Source organism: Cetobacterium somerae (assembly GCF_022430525.1).
Lineage (GTDB): Bacteria > Fusobacteriota > Fusobacteriia > Fusobacteriales > Fusobacteriaceae > Cetobacterium_A.
Genome location: NZ_CP092519.1, coordinates 442908 through 464676, shown reverse-complemented (window position 1 = coordinate 464676; position 21769 = coordinate 442908). Strand labels below are relative to the sequence as shown.

Here is a 21769-nt window from a genome sequence, read left to right as displayed (position 1 = left end):
CAGTGACTTTCACTGTGGTCTTATTTATAGTATTCCTCTTAATCTAACTATACCCAAAGCTATCATCCCTAAAAACAGTGCAACAATCCAAAATCTCATTGTTACTTTTGTTTCTGGTAATCCTGCTAATTCAAAATGATGATGTATTGGTGCCATTCTAAACACTCTTTTTCCTCTCATTTTAAAAGAGCCCACTTGAAGTATAACTGATACAGCTTCTAAAACAAATATTCCTCCTATTATAGGTAACAGTAACTCTTGTTTAAGTAAAATTGCTACAACTCCTAGAATTCCACCTAATGTTAATGAGCCTGTATCTCCCATAAAGATTTGTGCTGGATAAAAGTTATACCATAAGAATCCTAAGCCTGCTCCCACTAAAGCTGATAGAAATACTGACAATTCACCTATACCTGCTATATAATGTAAATTAAGGTGATTACTTAACTCAATATGACCTGTGAAATATGCTATTATCCCTAAAATTGTTGCACCTATTATTACAGGCATTATTGCTAATCCATCTAGTCCATCCGTTATATTAACAGCGTTAGACGTTCCCATTAGCACTAAAGCTATGAATATCAACATCAAAAAACTTCCTAAATAAAAATTACTATTTGATATTATTGGATTTACAATTGATAAATCTAATATTTTATTTCCTGTTAAACCAAACTCTTTTATAAAAAACCAAGTAATTATTGCTATAAAGCATTGTCCCATTAACTTCTTCTTACCTGATAAACCTTTTTTATTAACAGTAAATTTTTTATAATCATCTATAAATCCAATACCACTAAAGAGCAAAGTTATTACAAACATTAAAATTAAGAATTTATTAAAAAGATCTCCCACTAATAATGCTGTCAGTAAAGTACCAAAAATTATTAGTATTCCACCCATTGTAGGTGTTCCCTTTTTTGAGAAATGACTAACCGGTCCTTCTTCTCTTATAGATTCTCCAAATTTTTTTACTTTTAAATATTTTATAAACGGTTTACCAGTAACTAAAACAACCAAAAATGCCAATATAAATGCTAAAAAACTTCTTAAATATATTGATTTAAGCCCCTCTAAAACTGGAAAATACCCTGCCAATAAGTATAGCATCCCTCTTACTCCTTTTTACTACATAATTATTTCTTCTAACTTCATTCCTCTTGAACCTTTTAATAAAACAGCTATATTTGAAATTTTATTAAGTTCATCCCTTATATCTTCTTTTTTTGTAAAATGGATAATTTTAGGATTATTCAATTTTTCTAAAGCTTTTTTCATTCTTTCCCCATAAACAAATACTTTATCAAACTTATATTTCAAAGCTTCATTTAAGACATCTACATGATATTCTATCTCCTTATCACCAAGTTCAAGAGCATCACCTAAAACAACTATCTTTCTTTTCTCCAATGGTATAGAAGAAAATGCTTTTAAAGCCATCTTCATAGATACTGGACTTGCATTGTATGCATCATTTATAAAAAGAATATCATTTTTTATTATTTTTTCAAATCTCATAGATGTTATTTTTATATTTTTTAGTGCATTTAGTATTTCATTGTAAGACATTTTAAAAATTTTTCCTAATGCGATAGCAAATGAAGCATTCACTACATTATATAATCCATTTAATGGTACAAAATAATTTTCCTCATTCAAAAGAAAATTAATACCTTCATAAATTTCACTAGAGTTTTTTATAATATAATTATTATTCTTTTCAAACCCAATCTTTATAACTTCCAACTTTTGTAAATAGAAATCATCTCCATAAACCAAAACATTTTTTTTATCAACATATTTTAAAACCTCTGTTTTTGCTTTAAATACATTATCTCTATTCTTTAAAAATTCTAAATGGGAATCACCAATATTAGTTATTACTGCATAATTTGGTTTTGCAATCTTAGACAATAAATCAATCTCTCCCAAATTACTCATTCCCATCTCTAAAACAGCAATTTCATCTTCATCTTTCAATTGTAATAATGTAAATGGAAGTCCAATTTGATTATTATAATTTCCTAGAGTCTTTTGGGTTCTATATTTCGATGATAAAACTCCATGTATCAAATCTTTAGTTGTTGTTTTTCCCTCACTGCCTGTAACCGCAATAATTTTAACATTTAGTTTTTCCCTGTATAATGTTGATATCTCCTGTAAAAACTTTATACTATCTAAAACTTCAATAATTTTTTCACTTTCAACCATAGATTTTTTATCACAAATAATTAATTCAGCTCCTCTCTTAAGAGCTTCATCTATATAGTTATATCCATTATTTATAGCAATAAATAATGATCCATTCTCTACTTTTTTGCTATCCATTTGAATGTTTTTAATATCTATATTTTTAGGTAAATTTATTTTTAACTTTTGAAAATAATTCAATAGAACTTCAGTAAATGTTTTCAATTTTACATCCCCTTTTTTTATATTCGCTCTATATTTTACCATTTTTTTAGTATTCTTTTCAATTTTTTTTTAACTAATACCCAAAACTTTTAATCCTTTATGAATACATTCAATCTCAATAGGCAATACAGGTCCTGTTTCACCATCTATATCTGTTGAGTAATTTTCAACTCCTACAATTTTCATAAATTTAGTTTTAAAATATTTTATAGAATGAATTTTCTTTTCTAGATGAGTTTTTGTTGCCAAAGCTGCACTAATTTCTGGAACATCTGTTATAAAATCTGGCTTCAATAATAAAACATCAAAAAATCCATCATCTAATTTTGCATTATAAGCCAATTCAAAATTTCCAGCACTTTTCCCATTAAAAACTAAAAGAGAAACAATATCAGTTATAGCACTATACTCATCACTTTCTAATATAATTTTCATTTTTTTTATTTTCGTCATTTCTTTTATTCCATTTAATACATAGGCTAATTTCCCCATAGTTTTTATCATATTTCTATCCGTTGTCTGTGAAATTGTAGAAAAAACTCCAAGACTAGCTATATTTATAAAATATTGATCATTTATTCTTCCTAAGTCTATCTCTTTAATATCTGTAGATAAAATTTTTTTACAAGCTTTTTCAATATTTCTAGGCATTTTTATTACATTAGCAAAATCATTTGCAGTTCCTGTTGGTAGTATTGCTATTGGAATATCTTTATTATTTTTTTTCAAAATATTAACAAAACTATTTATTGTTCCATCTCCACCTGATATTAGAAAATGGTGATAACTTTCAATATTTTCTAATATTTCTTCTTTTTTACAATTTTTAGAAACTCTAAATATATCAATTATAAACCCATGTTCTTGATAAATTTCAAAAATTTTATCTAGCTCTTTTAAAATTTTACCACCACCTGAAACAGGATTATATATTAGTTTTACTTTTTTTTGTTTTATCATATAATCATCCTCCAGTTTTTAAATATAAAAAAAAGATTGGCAACTTCCTATCCTCCCAGGGGGCTGCCCCCCAAGTACTTTCAGCGTTTATGGGCTTAACTTCCAGGTTCGAAATGTTACTGGGTGTACCTCCATAGCTATCGTTGCCAATCAATATTTATTTGTGTTCTTGAACACTTGAAACTATATAGTAGTATATTAAGGTTAAAACTTCGATATATTAGTATTGGTCAGCTAAAAGTCTCACAACTCTTACACCCCCAACCTATCAACCTCCTAGTCTCGAAGGTATCTTAAAGAGTACTTATCTTGAAGTCAGTTTCCCGCTTAGATGCTTTCAGCGGTTATCTGTTCCAAACGTGACTACCCAGCTGTGCCACTGGCGTGACAACTGGTACATCAGAGGTTTGTCCATCCCGGTCCTCTCGTACTAAGGACAGATCTTCTCAATACTCTAACGCCTACAGTGGATAGGGACCGAACTGTCTCACGACGTTCTGAACCCAGCTCACGTACCGCTTTAATGGGCGAACAGCCCAACCCTTGGGACCTTCTCCAGCCCCAGGATGCGATGAGCCGACATCGAGGTGCCAAACTCTACCGTCGATATGGACTCTCGGGTAGAATCAGCCTGTTATCCCCAGGGTAGCTTTTATCCGTTGAGCGACGACCCTTCCATTCGGAATCGCCGGATCACTATGTCCTGCTTTCGCACCTGCTCGACCCGTCAGTCTCGCAGTTAAGCTCTCTTATGCCATTGCACTCTGCGGTTGATTTCCATCCAACCTGAGAGAACCTTTGAACGCCTCCGTTACTCTTTCGGAGGCGACCGCCCCAGTCAAACTGCCCACCTAGCACTGTCTTCGAGGGTACAAACCTCAAATTAGAATTCCGACATAGTATGGTTGGTATTCCACCAGTGACTCCGCGTAATCTAGCGACCACGCATCATAGTCTCCCAACTATCCTATACATACGATGCCAAAACCCAATACCAAGCTACAGTAAAGCTCCATGGGGTCTTTCCGTCCTACTGCAGGTAACCGGTATCTTCACCGGTAATACAATTTCACCAGGCCTCCCGTCAAGACAGCTCTCAGATCGTTACACCATTCGTGCAGGTCGGAACTTACCCGACAAGGAATTTCGCTACCTTAGGACCGTTATAGTTACGGCCGCCGTTCACCGGGGCTTCAATTCGGAGCTCTCACTCCTCCTCTTAACCTTCCGGCACTGGGCAGGTGTCAGCCCATATACGTCGCCTTACAGCTTAGCATAGACCTGTGTTTTTGTTAAACAGTCGCCTGAGACTCTTCACTGCGGCCTCTCATAGCTTTGCGTCGCGTGTACGCTCACCATAAAAGGCACCCCTTCTCCCGAAGTTACGGGGCTATTTTGCAGAGTTCCTTAACGAGAGTTAGCCTGTCCGCCTTAGATTTCTCATCCTGACCACCTGTGTCGGTTTGGGGTACGGGCACTAATATCTTTAAAACGCTTAGAAGCTTTTCTCGGCAGTGTGGTATTTGCACCTTCCATCTTACGACTCCTCATCACACCTCACGTTTAGTCTAGCGGATTTTCCTACTAGACCACGCTACATGCTTGAACTGGCACTTCCGTTCGCCAGCGTGCATAACCTCCTGCGTCCCTCCATCACTTGATATCAGTGGCACAGAAATATTAATCTGTTTTCCATTCGCCTACGCAATCTAGCCTCGGCTTAGGACCCGGCTTACCCAGGGGAGACAAACTTTACCCTGGAACCCTTGGTCTTCCGGCGTGGGGGATTCTCGCCCCCATTCTCGCTACTTATTCCTGCATTCTCACTTCTGATACCTCCAGAGTTTCTTGTCGATTCTCCTTCAACGGCCTACAGAACGCTCTCCTACCAGTCGCTTACGCAACTCCACAGCTTCGGTTTATAACTTAGCCCCGTTACATTGTCGGCGCAGAGACTCTCGACCAGTGAGCTATTACGCACTCTTTAAAGGTATGGCTGCTTCTAAGCCAACCTCCTGGTTGTTTGTGAATCTCCACCTCCTTTCCCACTTAGTTATAATTAGGGACCTTAGCTGGTGGTCTGGGTTGTTTCCCTTTTGACCATGGAAGTTAATTCCCATAGTCTCACTCCTGAGCTCTAGAATTATGGTATTCGGAGTTTGATTGACTTCGGTAAGCAGTATGCCCCCTAGGTCATTCAGTGCTCTACCCCCATAATTGAACACTCAAGGCTGCACCTAAATGCATTTCGGAGAGAACGAGCTATCTCCTGGTTCGATTGGCTTTTCACCCCTAAACCTACCTCATCTCCCAACTTTTCAACGGCGGTGAGTTCGGGCCTCCACTGTGTCTTACCACAGCTTCACCCTGGACAGGCTTAGATCACCAGGTTTCGCGTCTACGCCCAGCGACTATGTCGCCCTATTCAGACTCGGTTTCCCTTCGGCTCCGTTAAACTTAACCTTGCCACTGAACGTAACTCGCAGGATCATTCTCCAAAAGGCACGCCATCACCCCAAAGGGCTCTGACCGCTTGTAAGCACACGATTTCAGGTTCTATTTCACTCCCCTCCCGGGGTTCTTTTCACCTTTCCCTCACGGTACTATGCGCTATCGGTAAGTAAGAGTATTTAGCCTTACGAGATATGGTCCTCGCAGATTCACACAGAATTCCTCGTGTTCCGTGCTACTTGGGAGAGATCATACATTTGATACGGTTTACCTGTACGAGGCTTTCACTCTCTACGGCAGGCCTTTCCAGACCTTTCCAGTTCGGCGTATCATAATGTCGAATACCTTGCAGTTCTTCAGACGATCTTCCCGCTACCCCGTAGATGCAACGGCTGCATCCTTGGCACATCTACGGTTTGGGCTCACCCCCGTTCGCTCGCCGCTACTTAGGGGATCGTTTTTACTTTCTTTTCCTCGCGTTACTTAGATGTTTCAGTTCACGCGGTTCCCTCTTTCGTGCTAAGACTCCATCTTAGCAGATTTCTCCATTCGGAAATCTTGGCATCACAGTTCGATTGCAACTCCACCAAGCTTATCGCAGCTTACCACGTCCTTCATCGGCTCTTACTTCCTAGGCATCCTTCGTGTGCCCTTAATATTTTAACCTTGTAATATAATTCATATTATTTAGACAGACTAACTACTCAATTTAAGATTGACTTAAAAATGAATTGTTAGTTAATTTAGAATATTTTCTCAATATCTACTATATAGTTTCCAATGTCCAAGTTTGATAGTAAAGAACACTATCAATCGAATAGAGAAAAAGTTAGTCTCCTTAGAAAGGAGGTGATCCATCCGCACGTTCCCGTACGGATACCTTGTTACGACTTCACCCCAATCGCTAATCACACCTTAGGAACATCCCTCCTTACGGTTAGGCCTGCTACTTCAGGTGCAACCAACTCTCGTGGTGTGACGGGCGGTGTGTACAAGACCCGAGAACGTATTCACCGCAACATGCTGATTTGCGATTACTAGCGATTCCAACTTCATGTACTCGAGTTGCAGAGTACAATCCGAACTAAGAACAGCTTTAAGAGATTAGCTCACCCTCGCGGGTTGGCAACTCTCTGTACTGCCCATTGTAGCACGTGTGTAGCCCAGCGTATAAGGGGCATGATGACTTGACGTCATCCCCACCTTCCTCCTGCTCATCGCAGGCAGTATCGCATGAGTGCTCAACTTAATGGTAGCAACATACAATAGGGGTTGCGCTCGTTGCGGGACTTAACCCAACATCTCACGACACGAGCTGACGACAGCCATGCACCACCTGTCACTAAGTTCCGGCAAGCCGGCACGAATCCATCTCTGGAAACTTCTTAGGATGTCAAACGCTGGTAAGGTTTCTCGCGTTGCGTCGAATTAAACCACATGCTCCACCGCTTGTGCGGGTCCCCGTCAATTCCTTTGAGTTTCACACTTGCGTGCGTACTCCCCAGGCGGATCACTTATCGCGTTAGCTTGGGCGCTGAGGTTCGACCCCCAACACCTAGTGATCATCGTTTACGGCGTGGACTACCAGGGTATCTAATCCTGTTTGCTCCCCACGCTTTCGCGCTTTAGCGTCAGTATCTGTCCAGTGAGCTGACTTCTCCATCGGCATTCCTACAAATATCTACGAATTTCACCTCTACACTTGTAGTTCCGCCCACCTCTCCAGTACTCTAGAAAAACAGTTTCCAACGCAATACGGAGTTGAGCCCCGCATTTTAACATCAGACTTATTTTTCCGCCTAGACGCGCTTTACGCCCAATAAATCCGGATAACGCTTGCGACATACGTATTACCGCGGCTGCTGGCACGTATTTAGCCGTCGCTTCTTCTGTTGGTACCGTCACTTTCTTCTTCCCAACTGAAAGCACTTTACAATCCGAAGACCTTCATCGTGCACACAGAATTGCTGGATCAGGCTTGTGGCCCATTGTCCAATATTCCCCACTGCTGCCTCCCGTAGGAGTAAGGGCCGTGTCTCAGTCCCCTTGTGGCCGTTCACCCTCTCAGGCCGGCTATCCATCGTCGCCTTGGTGGGCCGTTACCCCACCAACTAGCTAATGGAACGCAAGGCTCTCTCTTGGCGCATATAGCTTTCATAAGTTTCCCATGCGAGAATCTCATAATATCCGGTATTAGCTGTCGTTTCCAACAGTTGTCCCAGACCAAGAGGCAAGTTCCTTACGCGTTACTCACCCGTCCGCCATCCTCATTACCCGAAGGTAAATTGAATCGACTTGCATGTGTTAAGCATTCTGTCAGCGTTCATCCTGAGCCAGGATCAAACTCTTCATTCAAATATATTTAAAGTCCTAAGACTTACGTTTACACCATTTATTGGTTTGCCATTTCTGGCATTTTGTTATTTTCATAACTTCTGACTATTTTCTCTATTCGGTTGTTAATGTCCTTTTCTATAATTCTTGCCGGCGGCGTTTCCCGCTGACAAAAATTATAGTATCATAATTTCAAAACTTCGTCAACAAGTTTTTTTATTTTTTTAAAATTTGTTTCTCTTTTATAATTAATTCTTCAACAAAAATTAGATTTTCTTCCACCAACTTCTCTTTTACATCATTATAAAACTTTTCACCTAAACTATATTTTAAAGTTTCTCCATAAGCTAATATTAAAGGCACATATTCCTCTTCTAAAAAACCTATAGGATTTTTTCTTCTAAAAGTTGAACTTTGTGTTAATTCTTTATTTATACATGGAGTATCGTAATAATCTTCTATCGTAAATCCTGTAGTAAAATCATCAGGTACCGTTATATACAATAAACTCTCTTCTTCTTCTGAAATTATATCAATCGGCCACAAGCTACAAACCAAAGGTTTTTTTTCAACAATTTCTTTTGCTCCCATACTTTTTTCTAAACATATAGAATGAAGAGAACACAGTGTCGATTCATTATTAGGTTTAAAAGAGCATGTACATAATGAAATCTCAGCTTCTACAGTCTCATTTGGTACCATACATTCATCCTCTTTTATACTTTTTATTATTTCTTCAACATCATAACCACTTTCCAAAAGAATATCTATATTCTTAGTTTTTTTATTATAACTTTCAATATTATCTAAAACAAAATCTCTTGTTATTTTTTCATATACTGTTGGATTATCTGCACAACAAGGATCTTGACATTTAAAACAATCAAAATTTGCTAAATTAGAAAATGCTGAATAATCAACAAGCGCTTTATACTTTACTCCTCTTATTACAACTTCAGTTTCTAGAATATCGACTCTAGAAAAATGTTCTTTTAGCATCTCTTCTCTCTCTTCGGTAACTTTATATACCTCTTTACCTTTGGGGTGATTCAAAAATAAAAAATAATTCATTTTTAGCTCCTTAACATTTTAATAACTAGTTTTATTTTAACATATAAGCTATTTTTTTTACAATTTTTTAATTTATACATAATTAATCGCTTTACAATATTTATATATTGTTTTTATTTTTTACTTATAGTAATATACTAATTATAATATATTACTATACTATCAAATGGGAGGTACTATTTTGAATAAAAAAGTTGGATTACAACCTGGAACTCTTCTTTATACTGGAGATCGTCAATCATCAGTTGAGATTCCTATCACTCATTACACTTATAACCATGAATCTTTTAAAAAAAATAGTTTTATTTTTAGAGATAATCTTTTTATTGAGTTACACCCTTCGCATGTTAATTGGTTAAATATTGGAGGAATACATAATACCGAGCTTATCAAAAAAGTTGGAGAAGCTTTTAACATCGATTCATTAATTTTGGAGGATTTATTAAACAATTCTCAAAGACCTAAATTAGAAATTAGAGAAGATTATATTTTTATCACACTAAAAATGATTTCTCACTCTAATAAAAAACATAAATATGAATACGAACAAATATCTTTTATTTTATTCTCTAATCTTTTAATAACATTTCAAGAAAATCCTTTTGATGTTTTTGATAGTATTAGATGCCGAATCGAGAAAAGAAACGGACGTCTTAGAACTAAAAAAGAAGGATATCTTACTTACTCTTTAATTGATAGAATCGTAGATAATTACTTCGTTATTATCGAAGATTTAGAAGAAAGAATTGATGATCTAGAAGATAAAGTTACTACTGAACCAAACAAAGATGATTTTAATGAAATTTTAGAACTAAAAAAAGAACTCTTAAAATTCAGAAGAGCACTCGCACCTTTAAAAGAGGTCTCTTCAAAATTTAAAGATTCAGATATTCAAGAGTATCTAGGTGAAGATATCGATATTTATTTACGTGATTTACAAGATCATATAATAATCGCTAACGAATCTAATGACGCTCTTTTTAATAGAGGAAATGAACTTTTACAACTTTATCACTCTACCATCAGTACAGGTATGAATGAAATTATGAAAGTTTTAACCATGATTTCTAGTATTTTTATTCCTTTGAGTTTTTTAGCTGGACTTTACGGTATGAACTTCCAATATATGCCTGAGCTTACTTGGAAATATGGATACTTTTTTATTTTAACTTTAATGATCTCAATTCTTTTAGGAACTGCATATTTCTTCAAAAAGAAAAAATGGTGGTAACAGTTTATCTTAATCTATAATTTTTATCTATGGGAGGTTTTTTACAAATGGAACAAACATTATCAACTTTTATTAACGAATTTACTGCTGCTCTTGCAAAATCAGCACCTATTTTCATTAAAAAACTAATCTTTTTAGCTATCCTTTGGGTAACTTACAGACCTGTTCAAGGGTTTATCATGAAAGCTTTTAATAAGTTTTTATCACTTAAAAAACTTGATGAGCTTTTAATACACTTTTTACAGTCATTTTTAAATATTTTAATAATTATCTTTTATGCTTTAAATGTTATTCAAATACTTGGTATTGAAATGACATCTATATTAGCACTTCTTGGATCTATCGGTATCGGTATTGGACTTGCCCTAAAAGGAAGTTTATCTGACCTTGCTGGTGGTATGCAAATTCTTGCTTCTAGATATTTTACTAAAGGTGATTATATAATTTCTTGTAGTGTTGAGGGAACTGTTCAAAGAATCACTTTCCTTTATACTGTTTTACACACTGTAGACAACAAATTTGTTGTTGTTCCTAATGGTAAACTTTCTGGAGAAGTTATTGTAAATGCTGGAGCTAATGCTGAAAGAAGAGTAGACTGTGTTTTCTCTGTTTCATATGACACATCTATTGACCAAGTTAAAGAACTTTTAACTGATATAGCTAAAAATCATCCTTTAATTCTTCAAGATAAAGATATTTTTGTTAGACTTAGCAAGCATAACTCAAGTTCTTTAGATTTTACTATGAGAGTTTGGGCTAAAAAAGAAGATTATTGGACTATTTTCTTTGATTTACAAGAACTTGTTAAAAAGAGATTTGACCAAGAAGGAATTGAAATTCCATATAATAAACTTGATGTTTATCAAAAATAATTAAATGAGGTGAATATTTTTGAAAGATTTTATTTTAACTTTAAAAGAAAGTATACTTAACGGAAATAGTATTACTTTTGACGAGGCTACAAAGCTTATAAATTTAGATATAGATAGTAATAAAGACGATATTCTTTTTCTATCAGATTGTGCAAATGAAATTAGAAAGTTCTTTTGCGGAAACAAATTTAATCTATGTACTATAATGAATGCAAAATCAGGAAAGTGCCCAGAGGATTGCAAATATTGTGCTCAATCTGCTCACTTCAAAACAGCCTCTCCTATTTATCCTCTAACTAATAAAGAGGAAGCTTTAAAATTAGCTTTAAATGTTGAAAAAGAGGGAGCTAATCGTTTTGCATTAGTTACTAGTGGTCGAGGATTACTTACAGAAAAAGATACCTTAGAAGTTTCAACTCTTTATAAACACATGAAAAAAAATAGCAATATTCACCTATGTGCTTCACATGGGTTACTTACTAAAGAATCTGCAAAATCTTTAAAAGAATCAGGAGTAAAAACATATCATCATAACTTAGAAACTTCTAGAGACTTTTATGATAAAATCTGTACAACTCACACATATCAAGATAGAGTTGATACAATTTTAATAGCACAAGAAGTAGGATTGGAAGTTTGTAGTGGTGGAATTTTTGGTTTAGGGGAAAGTAGAATTGATAGATTAAATATGGCTTTTGAACTAAAAAATTTAAATATTAAATCTATACCTTTAAATTTTTTAACACCTATTGCTGGAACACCCATGGCCGATTACGCTCCTTTAGATCCTATGGAAATTATTAAAACAATCGCAGTTTATCGTTTCATAAATCCAGATTCTTCTTTAAGATATGCTGGTGGAAGACTTCAACTTGGCGATTTAGAAATTCAAGGAATTAAAGGTGGAATCAATTCAGCTTTAACTGGAAATTTTCTTACAACAACAGGAAGCACTATAACCTCTGATAAAGAGATGGTTATTAAGGAGGGATTTACCCTTGATAAATAAACTAAAAACAGGATACTTTATTATAGGGACAGACACTGATATAGGGAAGACGTATGTGTCTTCCCTTATTTTTAAATCTTTAAAAAACTATAATATCGGTTATTATAAACCTCTTCAAACAGGATGCTATTTTGAAAATGAAAAATTAGTTCCATTAGACCCAAAATTTTTATGCGATTTTGCTGGAACAACTTTAAAACCTGAAATGACTACTTACCTTTTCAAAACTCCTGTTTCTCCTCATTTAGCTTCTGAATTAGAAAATATTCCTATTTCTATGAACTCTATATTTAATCAATGGGATATTTTAAAATCTAAGTATTCAACAACTTTTATAGAAGCTGCTGGTGGTATATACGTTCCAATAATACGGAATAAATATTTCATGTTTGATTTTATAAAAGATTTAAATCTATCAATAATACTCGTTTGTTCTACAAAAGTTGGAGCTATAAACCACACAATGTTAACTCTTAGCTTTTTAAAAGAAAAACAAATACCTATTCAAGGTATTATTTTTAATAATTATACAAAAGAATTTTATGAAGATGACAATATTAAAGTTGTTTTGGAAACTAGTCAAATTAGAAACTATCTTATTATCCATAATGGCGATACTATAATTCCTGAACAAAATCTCATTTCATTTTTAGAAAAATAAAAGAGGTCAAAAATTTGACCTCTTTTTTATATTATCTATTTTTTAATAAACTTTTTCCTGGAATTCCTGGTTTTGTCATTTCAAAAGGATTTAAAATTATATCTAATTCCTCTTTTGTTAATAATTTTCTTTCCAAAATTAAATCTACTACTGAAACACCTGTTTTTATAGATGTCTTTGCTATATCTGCTGCATTTTTATATCCAATATGTGGATTTAAAGCCGTTATTGTTCCAACACTCATATCAACAAGTTGCTGACATCTCTCTTTATTTGCAGTAATTCCAACTAAACAATTATCTATTAGAGTATTAACTCCATTCTTTAAAATTTCTATCGATTGGAATAAATTAAAGAACAATACTGGTTCAAATACATTCAGCTCTAATTGACCTGCTTCTGCTGCTTTTGTTACTGTTTGATCATTCCCGAATATTTGGAAACATACTTGGTTCATTACTTCAGGAATCACTGGATTTACTTTTCCAGGCATTATTGAAGATCCAGGCTGTTGTTGAGGTAAGTTAATCTCTGCTAATCCTGTTTTTGGTCCTGATGCCATTAATCTTAAATCATTTGCCATTTTTGATAAATTTACAGCTGCTACTTTTAATGCTGAAGATAACCATACAAAGCTATCTAAATTTCTTGTTCCATCAACTAAGTCATCTGCTTGAACAAAATCAACATTAGTTACCTCAGACAAAATTCTAACAACATCCTCAACATATTTTGTATCAGCATTAATTCCTGTTCCTACTGCAGTTGCACCCATATTAACTGTTTTTAAATCTTCCAAAGCTATCTTAATTCTCTTTATATCTCTAGCTATCGGTTGAGCATACGCTTTAAATTCTTGTCCTAATCTAATTGGTACAGCATCTTGAAGGTGTGTTCTTCCCATTTTTATAACATTATCAAACTCTATACTTTTATCTAATAAAGTTAAATTTAATCTCTCTAAAGTTTTTAATAACTCTTCTGACATCATTTGTAAAGCTAATTTTCCTGCTGTTGGTATTACATCATTTGTAGATTGTCCATAATTCACATGATCATTTGGATGAACTTTATCATATTTTCCAAGTTCTCCTCCAAGTAATTCTCCTGCTCTATTAGCAATTACTTCATTCATATTCATATTCATTGATGTTCCGGCTCCACCTTGAATAACATCAGTTATGAACTGGTCCATAAATTTTCCATCTATTATCTCTTCTGAAGCTTTAACTATGGCATTTACAACATCCTCATCTAACATTCCTGCTTCAAAATTAGCTATTGCTGAGGCTTTCTTTACATATGCTAAAGCTTTAATAAAATCATTTCCTAATTTATACCCCGTAATATAAAAATTATTTTTCCCTCTTAATGATTGAACTCCATAATAAGCCTCTGCTGGCACTTGTATTGTTCCAATAGAATCACTTTCTAATCTAAACTTTTCCAAATCTTTCACCATCCCTTTATTTTCCCCAGAACATTAAAACACCGAAACTATAAAACTTTATTTTCATTTTACTCTTTTTTGAAAATAAACATTTCGTTCTTTATCCGTTCATTTGTGCTTTTATGTTTTAAAGTATACTGTTTTTTTTATAAAAGTCAAGTGTTTTTTATGGAATTTTTATTTTAATAAGATAAAAGTATCATCTTTAGTCGCTTCTTCTTTTACTTCAAAATACTCTGGATTTTCGGCCTCTAATTTTTTTAATTTTAAAAGAGTTCTTCCCAGATGATGTTCTAACATTCCTCTTAATTTATCTATATCTTTTTTTTCCAATGCTTCTAAAATTTCCTCATGCTCTTTAACAACTGATATATCACTTGTTTTATTTTTAGCATTTAGGACTCTTACTCTTTGATAATGACCCGTTCCATTTAAAGCTAATTCCCACAATCCAGGAATTCCAGCTTTTTCAAAAATCATCTTATGAAAGTCATTATCCATTTTATGAAACTCTAAATAATTACGATTACCCTCACAATAAACCCTTTGCATTTTTATGTTCGTTCTTAAATCCTCTATAAACTCTTCATCTAAAGCTTCAATAACTCTTTCAAAAGCTGCTGTTTCTAAAGCAACTCTCAACACTTTTGCTTCTAAAACCTTTTGAGCACTAATTTTCGTTACAAACGTTCCTTTTTGTGGAATACTTTCAATCAGTTGATCGTGCTTTAATAATATCAAAGCTTCTCTAATAGGAGTCCTGCTCATCCCTAATTTTTCACCTATTACTTTTTCACTTAATTCACTTCCAGGTTTTAAATTTAATTCAAATATATTTCTTTTTAATATTTTATATGCGTAAGCTGAGTTGCTATTTTCTCTTGACATTTTTCCTCCTCGTTTATTTTTTCACATTTAATTTTCAAATAATATATCTTTATAATAAAATATACTAGTTAGTTTGTCAAACTCAATATTTCAACAAAAAAAATAGAGGTGATATACACCTCTATTTTCAACTAAAGTTCAAATCCATATGGTAATAATTCTTCCATTGTCATTAGTTTATAATCTCTTTTTAGGTTTCCTAAGATGATTATTGTGTCATCATCTGCAAATTCTTTTATAACTTGTCTACACGCTCCACAAGGACTTACTGGTCCTGTCGTATCCGCAACCACAGCTATTAATTTTATTTTTCTCATACCTTTACTTGCCGCTGCAAAAATTGCACTTCTTTCAGCACAGTTAGAAAGTCCATATGATCCATTTTCAATATTAGCACCTGAAGTTTCATTTCCATTTTCAGCTACTAATACTGCTCCAACTTTAAATTTTGAATAAGGAGCATAAGCATTCTCTCTAGCTATAATAGCCTTATCTACATATTCTAAAATTAACTTTTCATCCAATTCTTTTTTCATATTATTACTCCGCTACACTTTCTAATGCTATTTCAATCATATCAGTTAAAGTTGTTTGTCTTTCTTGAGATGTTGTTTCTTCACCAGTAACTAAAGAATCTGAAATTGTTAATATCGTTAAAGCTTTTGCATTATATTTTGCTGCTATTGTGTATAGCGCTGCTGTTTCCATCTCAACACAAAGCACACCAAACTCTGCCCATTTTTTATACGATTCAAAATTATCTCCATAGAATTCATCTGCAGTTAAAACATTTCCACCCTTAACATCTATTCCTTTTGCCTTTGCTGCTTCAGCTGCTTTCATAAACAATCCAAAATCTGCTGTTGGTGCATAATCTGCTCCACCAAATCTCAATCTATTCATTCCTGATGTTGTTGATGATGACATAGCTAATATTACATCTCTTATTTTAACATCTTCTCTATAAGATCCTGCCGTTCCAACTCTAATTAAATTTTTTACTCCATACTCTCTAATTAATTCATTAACATATATCGAAATTGATGGAACTCCCATTCCTGTTCCCTGTACAGAAACTCTTTTCCCTTTATAAGTTCCTGTATATCCATACATTCCTCTAACTTCATTATAACAAACTACATCTTCTAAAAAAGTTTCTGCTATCCATTTAGCTCTTAATGGATCTCCTGGTAATAATACTGTTTCTGCTATTTCTCCTTTTTTTGCTCCTATATGTACGCTCATTTTACCCTCCTAGTTTTCTTTTTATTTTATAATTTTATCAGCAAAACTTCCTTTTAAATTAGTTTTTCCTAATAAAAGATCTTCTATAGTTGCTGCTATTGTTGAGAATCCATTTTGAATTCCTAAATCAACATTTCCTTTTAAATTCTTTCCATATACTAATAGTGGAATATATTCTCTTGTATGGTCACTCCCTTTATAAGTTGGATCACATCCATGATCTGCTGTCAATATAAGAAGTTCATCCTCTTTTAAATTTTCCATAATTTCTGGAAGATAATTGTCAAACTCTTCTAAAGCTAACTTATAACCTTTTGGATCTCTTCTATGTCCATATTTCATATCAAAATCAACTAAATTTGTAAATATAATTCCTTTTGTATCTTTTTTTAATTCTTCAATAGTTTTTAAAATTCCATCTAAATTATCTTTATTAGTTCCTCTACTTTCAGTTATTCCTACTCCAGCAAATATATCGCTAGTTTTTCCAATTCCAATAACATCTAAACCAGAATTTTTAACTCTATCTAACATACTCTCAATTGGTGGCTCAACTGAATAATCATGTCTATTAGATGTTCTTACAAATTCTCCAGCTCTCTTACCAGTATAAGGTCTTGCAATAACTCTTGCTACAGGAGATAAGTCACTACAAATTTCCAAAGCTTTTTTACAAGCTGAATAAAGTTCATCTAAAGATATTATCTCTTCATTAGCAGCTATTTGAAACACTGGATCAGCTGATGTGTAGACAATCCAAGCACCTGTCACTAACTGTTCTTCTCCATATACATCTAAAACATCTGTTCCAGAATATGGTAAGTTACAAAGTACTTTTCTTCCTGTTGCTTTTTCAAACGCCTCTATTGTTTCTTTTGGAAAACCATTGGCATAAGTTGGAAATGCTTTTTCTTGAACAATTCCAGCAATTTCCCAGTGTCCTGTCGTCGTGTCTTTTCCCTTTGAAAGTTCAGCTGCTTTTCCATATGCACCTGTTGCATTCTCAACTTCATCTACACCTAAAATTTCTGTAATATTACCTAATCCTAGCTGCTCCATATTTTTTAGGTTTAATCCACCTGTTGCAAGAGCTATATTTCCCAATGTATTTGTTCCTTCATCTCCAAACTCTTTTGCATCTGGCAAAGCTCCTATTCCTGCACTATCTAGTACTATTAAAGTAACTCTTTCTATTTTTTCCATAACTACACATCTCCTTTTCTATAAGGTAACAAAAGGCTGATCAAAAATGACCAGCCCCTCATTTATTATTTATCGCTTACTTTGATTTCTCCAGCCATTAATTTAGCTTTGATTTCTTCAAATTTAGCTAGTTTATCTGCACCTATAATCTCTTTTGTAAATTCAAAGTTAGTTACCCCAACTCCATTTTCTTTTGCTCCGTAAACAGCTAACCCTGGTACGAATTCACCTTTAGTTAAAGCTTTAACTGTATCAAAAACTCCAACATCAACATTTTTTAACATAGATGTTAAAACTGTTCCTGGTTCAACTGCATCTTGGTTTGAGTCAACACCTATAGCAAATACACCCTTCTCTTTTGCTGCTGCAATAACTCCCATTCCTGTTCCACCAGCTGCATGATATATTACATCTGCACCTTGGTTAATTTCAGAAATTGCATTCTCTTTACCTCTTACTGGGTCATTAAATGGATTTGGTCCTGTTGTATACACAGAGAAGAATTTAACTTTTGGGTTAACATACTCTGCACCTTGTTTAAATCCTACTTCAAATTTCTTAATTAAAGGATTTTCCATTCCTCCAACAAATCCTACTGCATTATTTTTAGTCATTAATCCAGCTATAACTCCAACTAAGAAAGATCCCTCTTCCTCTTTAAATACCATAGATTTTACGTTTGGTAAATCTATTACATCATCAATCATTAAAAATTTAGCATCTGGATAATCAGCTGCTACTGTTCTTGCTGACTCTGTCATTTGGAATCCTGTAGCAATTATTAAATCATATCCTGCTTCAGCATACTCTCTTAAGAATTCCTCATCTTCAGCTGGCGATGCTGGTTCTACATATTTAAATTCAATTCCTAAATCTTTTTGCGCTTGCTCTAAACCTCTGTAAGCAGCATCATTAAATGACTTATCCCCTAATCCTCCAGTAGAAAGAACTATTCCTACTTTAGTTGGTTTCGCTGCAAATAATCCAATTGCTAACATCATTGACATTACAAAAGTAACTATTTTTCTCATTAATACCCTCCTAAATAACTTTATACTAGTAGAATTTTAACATATTATTTACCTAAATCAAAGAAAAATTTACTATTATTTCATCATTTTTCCTAATGTGTATATTAATTCGTCGATTACTTTGTTCTCTTCATTATTTTTTATCCCTGATACAACACACTTTCTCAAATGATTTTCTAAGATTACTTTTGCTATTCCATCTAATGCTGCTTTTGCTGAAGATATTTGATTTAAAACATCATCACAATAAGCATCCTCTTCAATCATTCTTTTTATTCCTCTAATCTGTCCCTCTACTCTATTAGCTCTAGCGATTAATTTCTTTTTATCACCACAGATTTTATTTGAACAATTATCTTCCATAAATCCTCCTGTTACTATTTAAACCATTTCAATCTTAAAGCATTTGATACAACAGAAACTGAACTCATAGCCATCGCCGCTCCTGCTATCATAGGATTTAATAGATGCCCTGTAAACGGATATAATATTCCAGCTGCCACAGGTATTCCTAATCCATTATAAATAAATGCCCAAAATAGATTTTGTTTTATATTTTTCATTGTTGCTCTACTTAACTCTATAGCTTTTGGTACATCCTTTATATTCTTACTCATTAAAACTATATCCGCACTCTCTAAAGCTATATCAGCTCCACCTCCTACAGCTATTCCAATATCTGCTTGAGTTAATGCTGGAGAGTCGTTTATTCCATCTCCTACCATTGCAACTTTTTTACCTGCAATTTGAAGTTTTTTTATCTGCGAGTATTTTTGTTCAGGTGAAACCTCGGCTATTACTCTTGTAACACCTACTTCTTTAGCTATAGCTTTAGCTGTTCTTTCGTTATCACCAGTTAACATTATAACATCAATTCCAATATTTTTTAACTCTTCAATTACAGCTTTTGAACTTTCCCTTACTTTATCCGCTATGGCAATCATCCCTAAATATGTATCTTTAGCAGCTATATATATCACAGTTTTTCCTTGGTCGAAAAGTTCTTCACCCTCTTTTATATGCTCATCTATATTTATAGAATATCTATCCATTATTTTTTTATTTCCTACAATTACTTCTACGTCTCCAACAGGGGTATCTTCTAAAGTTCCTGTTACTCCCTCTCCTGTTATAGAATTAAAACTTCTTACACTAAACATATCTAATTTTCTTAAATTAACTTCTCTTATAACAGCATCTGCTAATGGATGTTCTGAGTTTTGTTCTAAACTTCCTACAACTTTTAAAAGTACATTTTCTTCTAATCTATTAGATACTATATTAGTTACAGTAGGTTTACCCACTGTTATTGTTCCTGTTTTATCAAATACAACAGTATCAACTTTACATGTTTTTTCTAAAGCCTCTCCTGATTTTATTAAAATTCCTAATTCAGCACCTCTACCCGTTCCAACCATTATAGCTGTTGGAGTTGCCAAACCTAATGAACAAGGACAAGCTATTACTAAAACAGATATTAATATAGTTAATGCAAACACACTTGGTGTAGCATTTAAAGCTACTAATCCTAAACTTCCTACAACATACCAAATTAAACTTGATACTATTGCTATCCCTATAACTATTGGTACGAAATAGCTTGATATTATATCAGCCATTCTTGCTATTGGAGCTTTTGACCCTTGAGCATTTTCAACAAGTCTTATTATTCTTGAAAGAGTTGTATTCTCACCTGTTTCAGTCACTTTTACTTTTAAGCTTCCTGTTCCATTTATTGTTGCACCATAAACTTTACTTCCATCTATTTTTTTTACAGGAATACTTTCACCAGTTAGCATAGCTTCATCAACACTAGAAATTCCATCTACAACAACTCCATCTGTAGGTATAGATTCTCCTGGTTTAATTAAAAGAACGTCTCCAACCTCAACCTCTTCAATATCTACAGTTACTACTTTACCGTCTCTAAAAAGGTTTGCTCTTTTGCTTTGTAAACCCATTAATTTTTTTATAGCTTCTGATGTCTTTCCTTTGCTTACATTTTCCAAATATTTACCTAAAGAAATCAAAGCTATTATTACTACACCAGATTCATAATAAAGGTTATGAACAAACTGAATATCACCTTCATATATTTTAAACGTTCCATAAAGGCTATATGCAAAAGCTGCTCCTGTTCCCAAAGCTATTAAAGAATCCATACTAGGAGCTTTCGATTTTAGCTTTTTAAATCCTGATATATAAAAATCTCTTCCAACATAAACAACAGGTATAGAGAGTATTAATTGAACCATTGCAAAAAGTAATGGATTTACATCATAATGAATTACATTTGGAACTGGTAATCCAATCATGCTTCCCATAGATATATAAAAAATTATTGCTCCGAATATTATTGCTACTAAAAATTCATTAAACTCTTTTTTTAATTCTATTTTTTTCTCTTCAGCCCTTCTATCAACGACTTCTTCTGTTATTCTTTCTCCAGTATATCCAAACTTACCTATCATATGAAAAATTTCTGATAATTTTACTATAGTTGAATCATATGAAACTGTTGCTTTTTCTGTGGCTAAATTAACAGCTACTGATTCTACACCTTTCATCCCTGAAACAATTTTTTCAACTGTTCCTACACAACTTTGACAATGTAAACCTTTTATAATAAATGTAACTGTTTTTAAATCTTTAATCTCATCTAAGCTGTAACCTAAAGGTACTATTTTATTTTTTACTTCACCTTCTTTTATAACTTTTTCATCAAACTTTACAACTAACTCCTCAGTAGCTAAATTTACTCTAGCTTCTTCAATACCATTTGTTGATTTTAATATTTTTTCAATTAAAGCTACACAACTTTGACAAGTTACATTTCCAACTCTATATCTTTTTTCCACTTTAAACACCTCCTGTTTTATAGGGTACACCCCTATAGTATGATAATAGCATACTAATAAAAAAAAATCCACTTTTTTTAAGTGGAT

Annotated in this window: 16 protein-coding genes and 3 rRNA genes; 4 read left to right on the top strand and 15 right to left on the bottom strand. The window is 33.6% G+C overall.

Going from position 1 to position 21769, the window contains the following annotated elements; all coding sequences use genetic code 11:
• Positions 1-24: 24 nt before the first annotated feature.
• From mraY to MKD34_RS02005, 7 genes are all read right to left on the bottom strand, one after another.
• Entirely contained in the window at positions 25-1113 is a 1089-nt protein-coding gene (gene mraY / locus MKD34_RS02035) for a phospho-N-acetylmuramoyl-pentapeptide-transferase (RefSeq protein ID WP_240219508.1), read from the bottom strand.
• Between the two features lie 18 nt (positions 1114-1131).
• Positions 1132-2418: a UDP-N-acetylmuramoyl-tripeptide--D-alanyl-D-alanine ligase gene (locus tag MKD34_RS02030; RefSeq protein ID WP_240219507.1), complete on the bottom strand. Its 1287-nt coding sequence runs from the start codon at positions 2416-2418 to the stop codon at positions 1132-1134.
• Between the two features lie 69 nt (positions 2419-2487).
• On the bottom strand, positions 2488-3378 hold the full coding sequence (locus tag MKD34_RS02025) for a YegS/Rv2252/BmrU family lipid kinase (protein WP_240219506.1): 891 nt from the start codon (positions 3376-3378) through the stop codon (positions 2488-2490).
• A gap of 34 nt (positions 3379-3412) precedes the next feature.
• Positions 3413-3529, bottom strand: a 5S ribosomal RNA gene (rrf, locus tag MKD34_RS02020).
• 49 nt (positions 3530-3578) lie between these two features.
• Positions 3579-6495: ribosomal RNA gene (locus tag MKD34_RS02015) — 23S ribosomal RNA — on the bottom strand.
• A gap of 176 nt (positions 6496-6671) precedes the next feature.
• A 16S ribosomal RNA gene (locus MKD34_RS02010) occupies positions 6672-8184 on the bottom strand.
• Together the 16S, 23S and 5S rRNA genes form the textbook arrangement of a ribosomal RNA operon.
• Before the next feature lie 195 nt (positions 8185-8379).
• Positions 8380-9234: a hypothetical protein gene (locus tag MKD34_RS02005; protein WP_240219505.1), complete on the bottom strand. Its 855-nt coding sequence runs from the start codon at positions 9232-9234 to the stop codon at positions 8380-8382.
• Between the two features lie 181 nt (positions 9235-9415).
• On the opposite strand from MKD34_RS02005, the gene corA reads away from it, so the two are divergent.
• The 4 genes from corA to bioD are packed head-to-tail and all read left to right on the top strand — an operon-like array spanning position 9416 to position 13007.
• Positions 9416-10465: a magnesium/cobalt transporter CorA gene (gene corA / locus MKD34_RS02000; RefSeq protein ID WP_240219504.1), complete on the top strand. Its 1050-nt coding sequence runs from the start codon at positions 9416-9418 to the stop codon at positions 10463-10465.
• 47 nt (positions 10466-10512) lie between these two features.
• Positions 10513-11337, top strand: coding sequence for a mechanosensitive ion channel family protein (locus MKD34_RS01995; protein ID WP_240219503.1), 825 nt, complete (start codon positions 10513-10515; stop codon positions 11335-11337).
• A gap of 19 nt (positions 11338-11356) precedes the next feature.
• Positions 11357-12346: a biotin synthase BioB gene (gene bioB, locus MKD34_RS01990; protein ID WP_240219502.1), complete on the top strand. Its 990-nt coding sequence runs from the start codon at positions 11357-11359 to the stop codon at positions 12344-12346.
• A complete protein-coding gene (gene bioD, locus MKD34_RS01985; protein WP_240219501.1) occupies positions 12336-13007 on the top strand; it encodes a dethiobiotin synthase in 672 nt (223 codons plus the stop codon). Before bioB ends, bioD begins: the two co-directional genes overlap by 11 nt.
• 31 nt (positions 13008-13038) lie before the next feature.
• Here bioD and MKD34_RS01980 read toward each other — a convergent pair whose 3' ends face one another.
• The 8 genes from MKD34_RS01980 to MKD34_RS01945 all read right to left on the bottom strand — a co-directional run bounded on the left by MKD34_RS01980 (position 13039) and on the right by MKD34_RS01945 (position 21682).
• Positions 13039-14469: an aspartate ammonia-lyase gene (locus MKD34_RS01980; RefSeq protein ID WP_240219500.1), complete on the bottom strand. Its 1431-nt coding sequence runs from the start codon at positions 14467-14469 to the stop codon at positions 13039-13041.
• 165 nt (positions 14470-14634) lie between these two features.
• The gene (locus MKD34_RS01975) at positions 14635-15345 is read right to left on the bottom strand and encodes a GntR family transcriptional regulator (RefSeq protein ID WP_240219499.1); all 711 of its coding nucleotides are present in this window, start codon (positions 15343-15345) and stop codon (positions 14635-14637) included.
• Between the two features lie 131 nt (positions 15346-15476).
• Entirely contained in the window at positions 15477-15881 is a 405-nt protein-coding gene (gene cdd, locus MKD34_RS01970; RefSeq protein WP_240219498.1) for a cytidine deaminase, read from the bottom strand.
• A 4-nt stretch (positions 15882-15885) separates the two neighbouring features.
• Positions 15886-16590 (bottom strand): purine-nucleoside phosphorylase, encoded by a 705-nt coding sequence (gene deoD / locus MKD34_RS01965; RefSeq protein WP_240219497.1) that lies wholly within the window; start codon positions 16588-16590, stop codon positions 15886-15888.
• A 21-nt stretch (positions 16591-16611) separates the two neighbouring features.
• A complete protein-coding gene (locus MKD34_RS01960; RefSeq protein WP_240219496.1) occupies positions 16612-17793 on the bottom strand; it encodes a phosphopentomutase in 1182 nt (393 codons plus the stop codon).
• Positions 17794-17858: 65 nt separating this feature from the next.
• Positions 17859-18824, bottom strand: a complete 966-nt coding sequence (locus MKD34_RS01955; RefSeq protein ID WP_023051676.1) for a BMP family lipoprotein — start codon at positions 18822-18824, stop codon at positions 17859-17861.
• 75 nt (positions 18825-18899) lie between these two features.
• Positions 18900-19187, bottom strand: coding sequence for a metal-sensitive transcriptional regulator (locus tag MKD34_RS01950; RefSeq protein WP_023051677.1), 288 nt, complete (start codon positions 19185-19187; stop codon positions 18900-18902).
• Between the two features lie 14 nt (positions 19188-19201).
• The gene (locus MKD34_RS01945; protein WP_240219495.1) at positions 19202-21682 is read right to left on the bottom strand and encodes a heavy metal translocating P-type ATPase; all 2481 of its coding nucleotides are present in this window, start codon (positions 21680-21682) and stop codon (positions 19202-19204) included.
• Positions 21683-21769 lie beyond the last annotated feature (87 nt).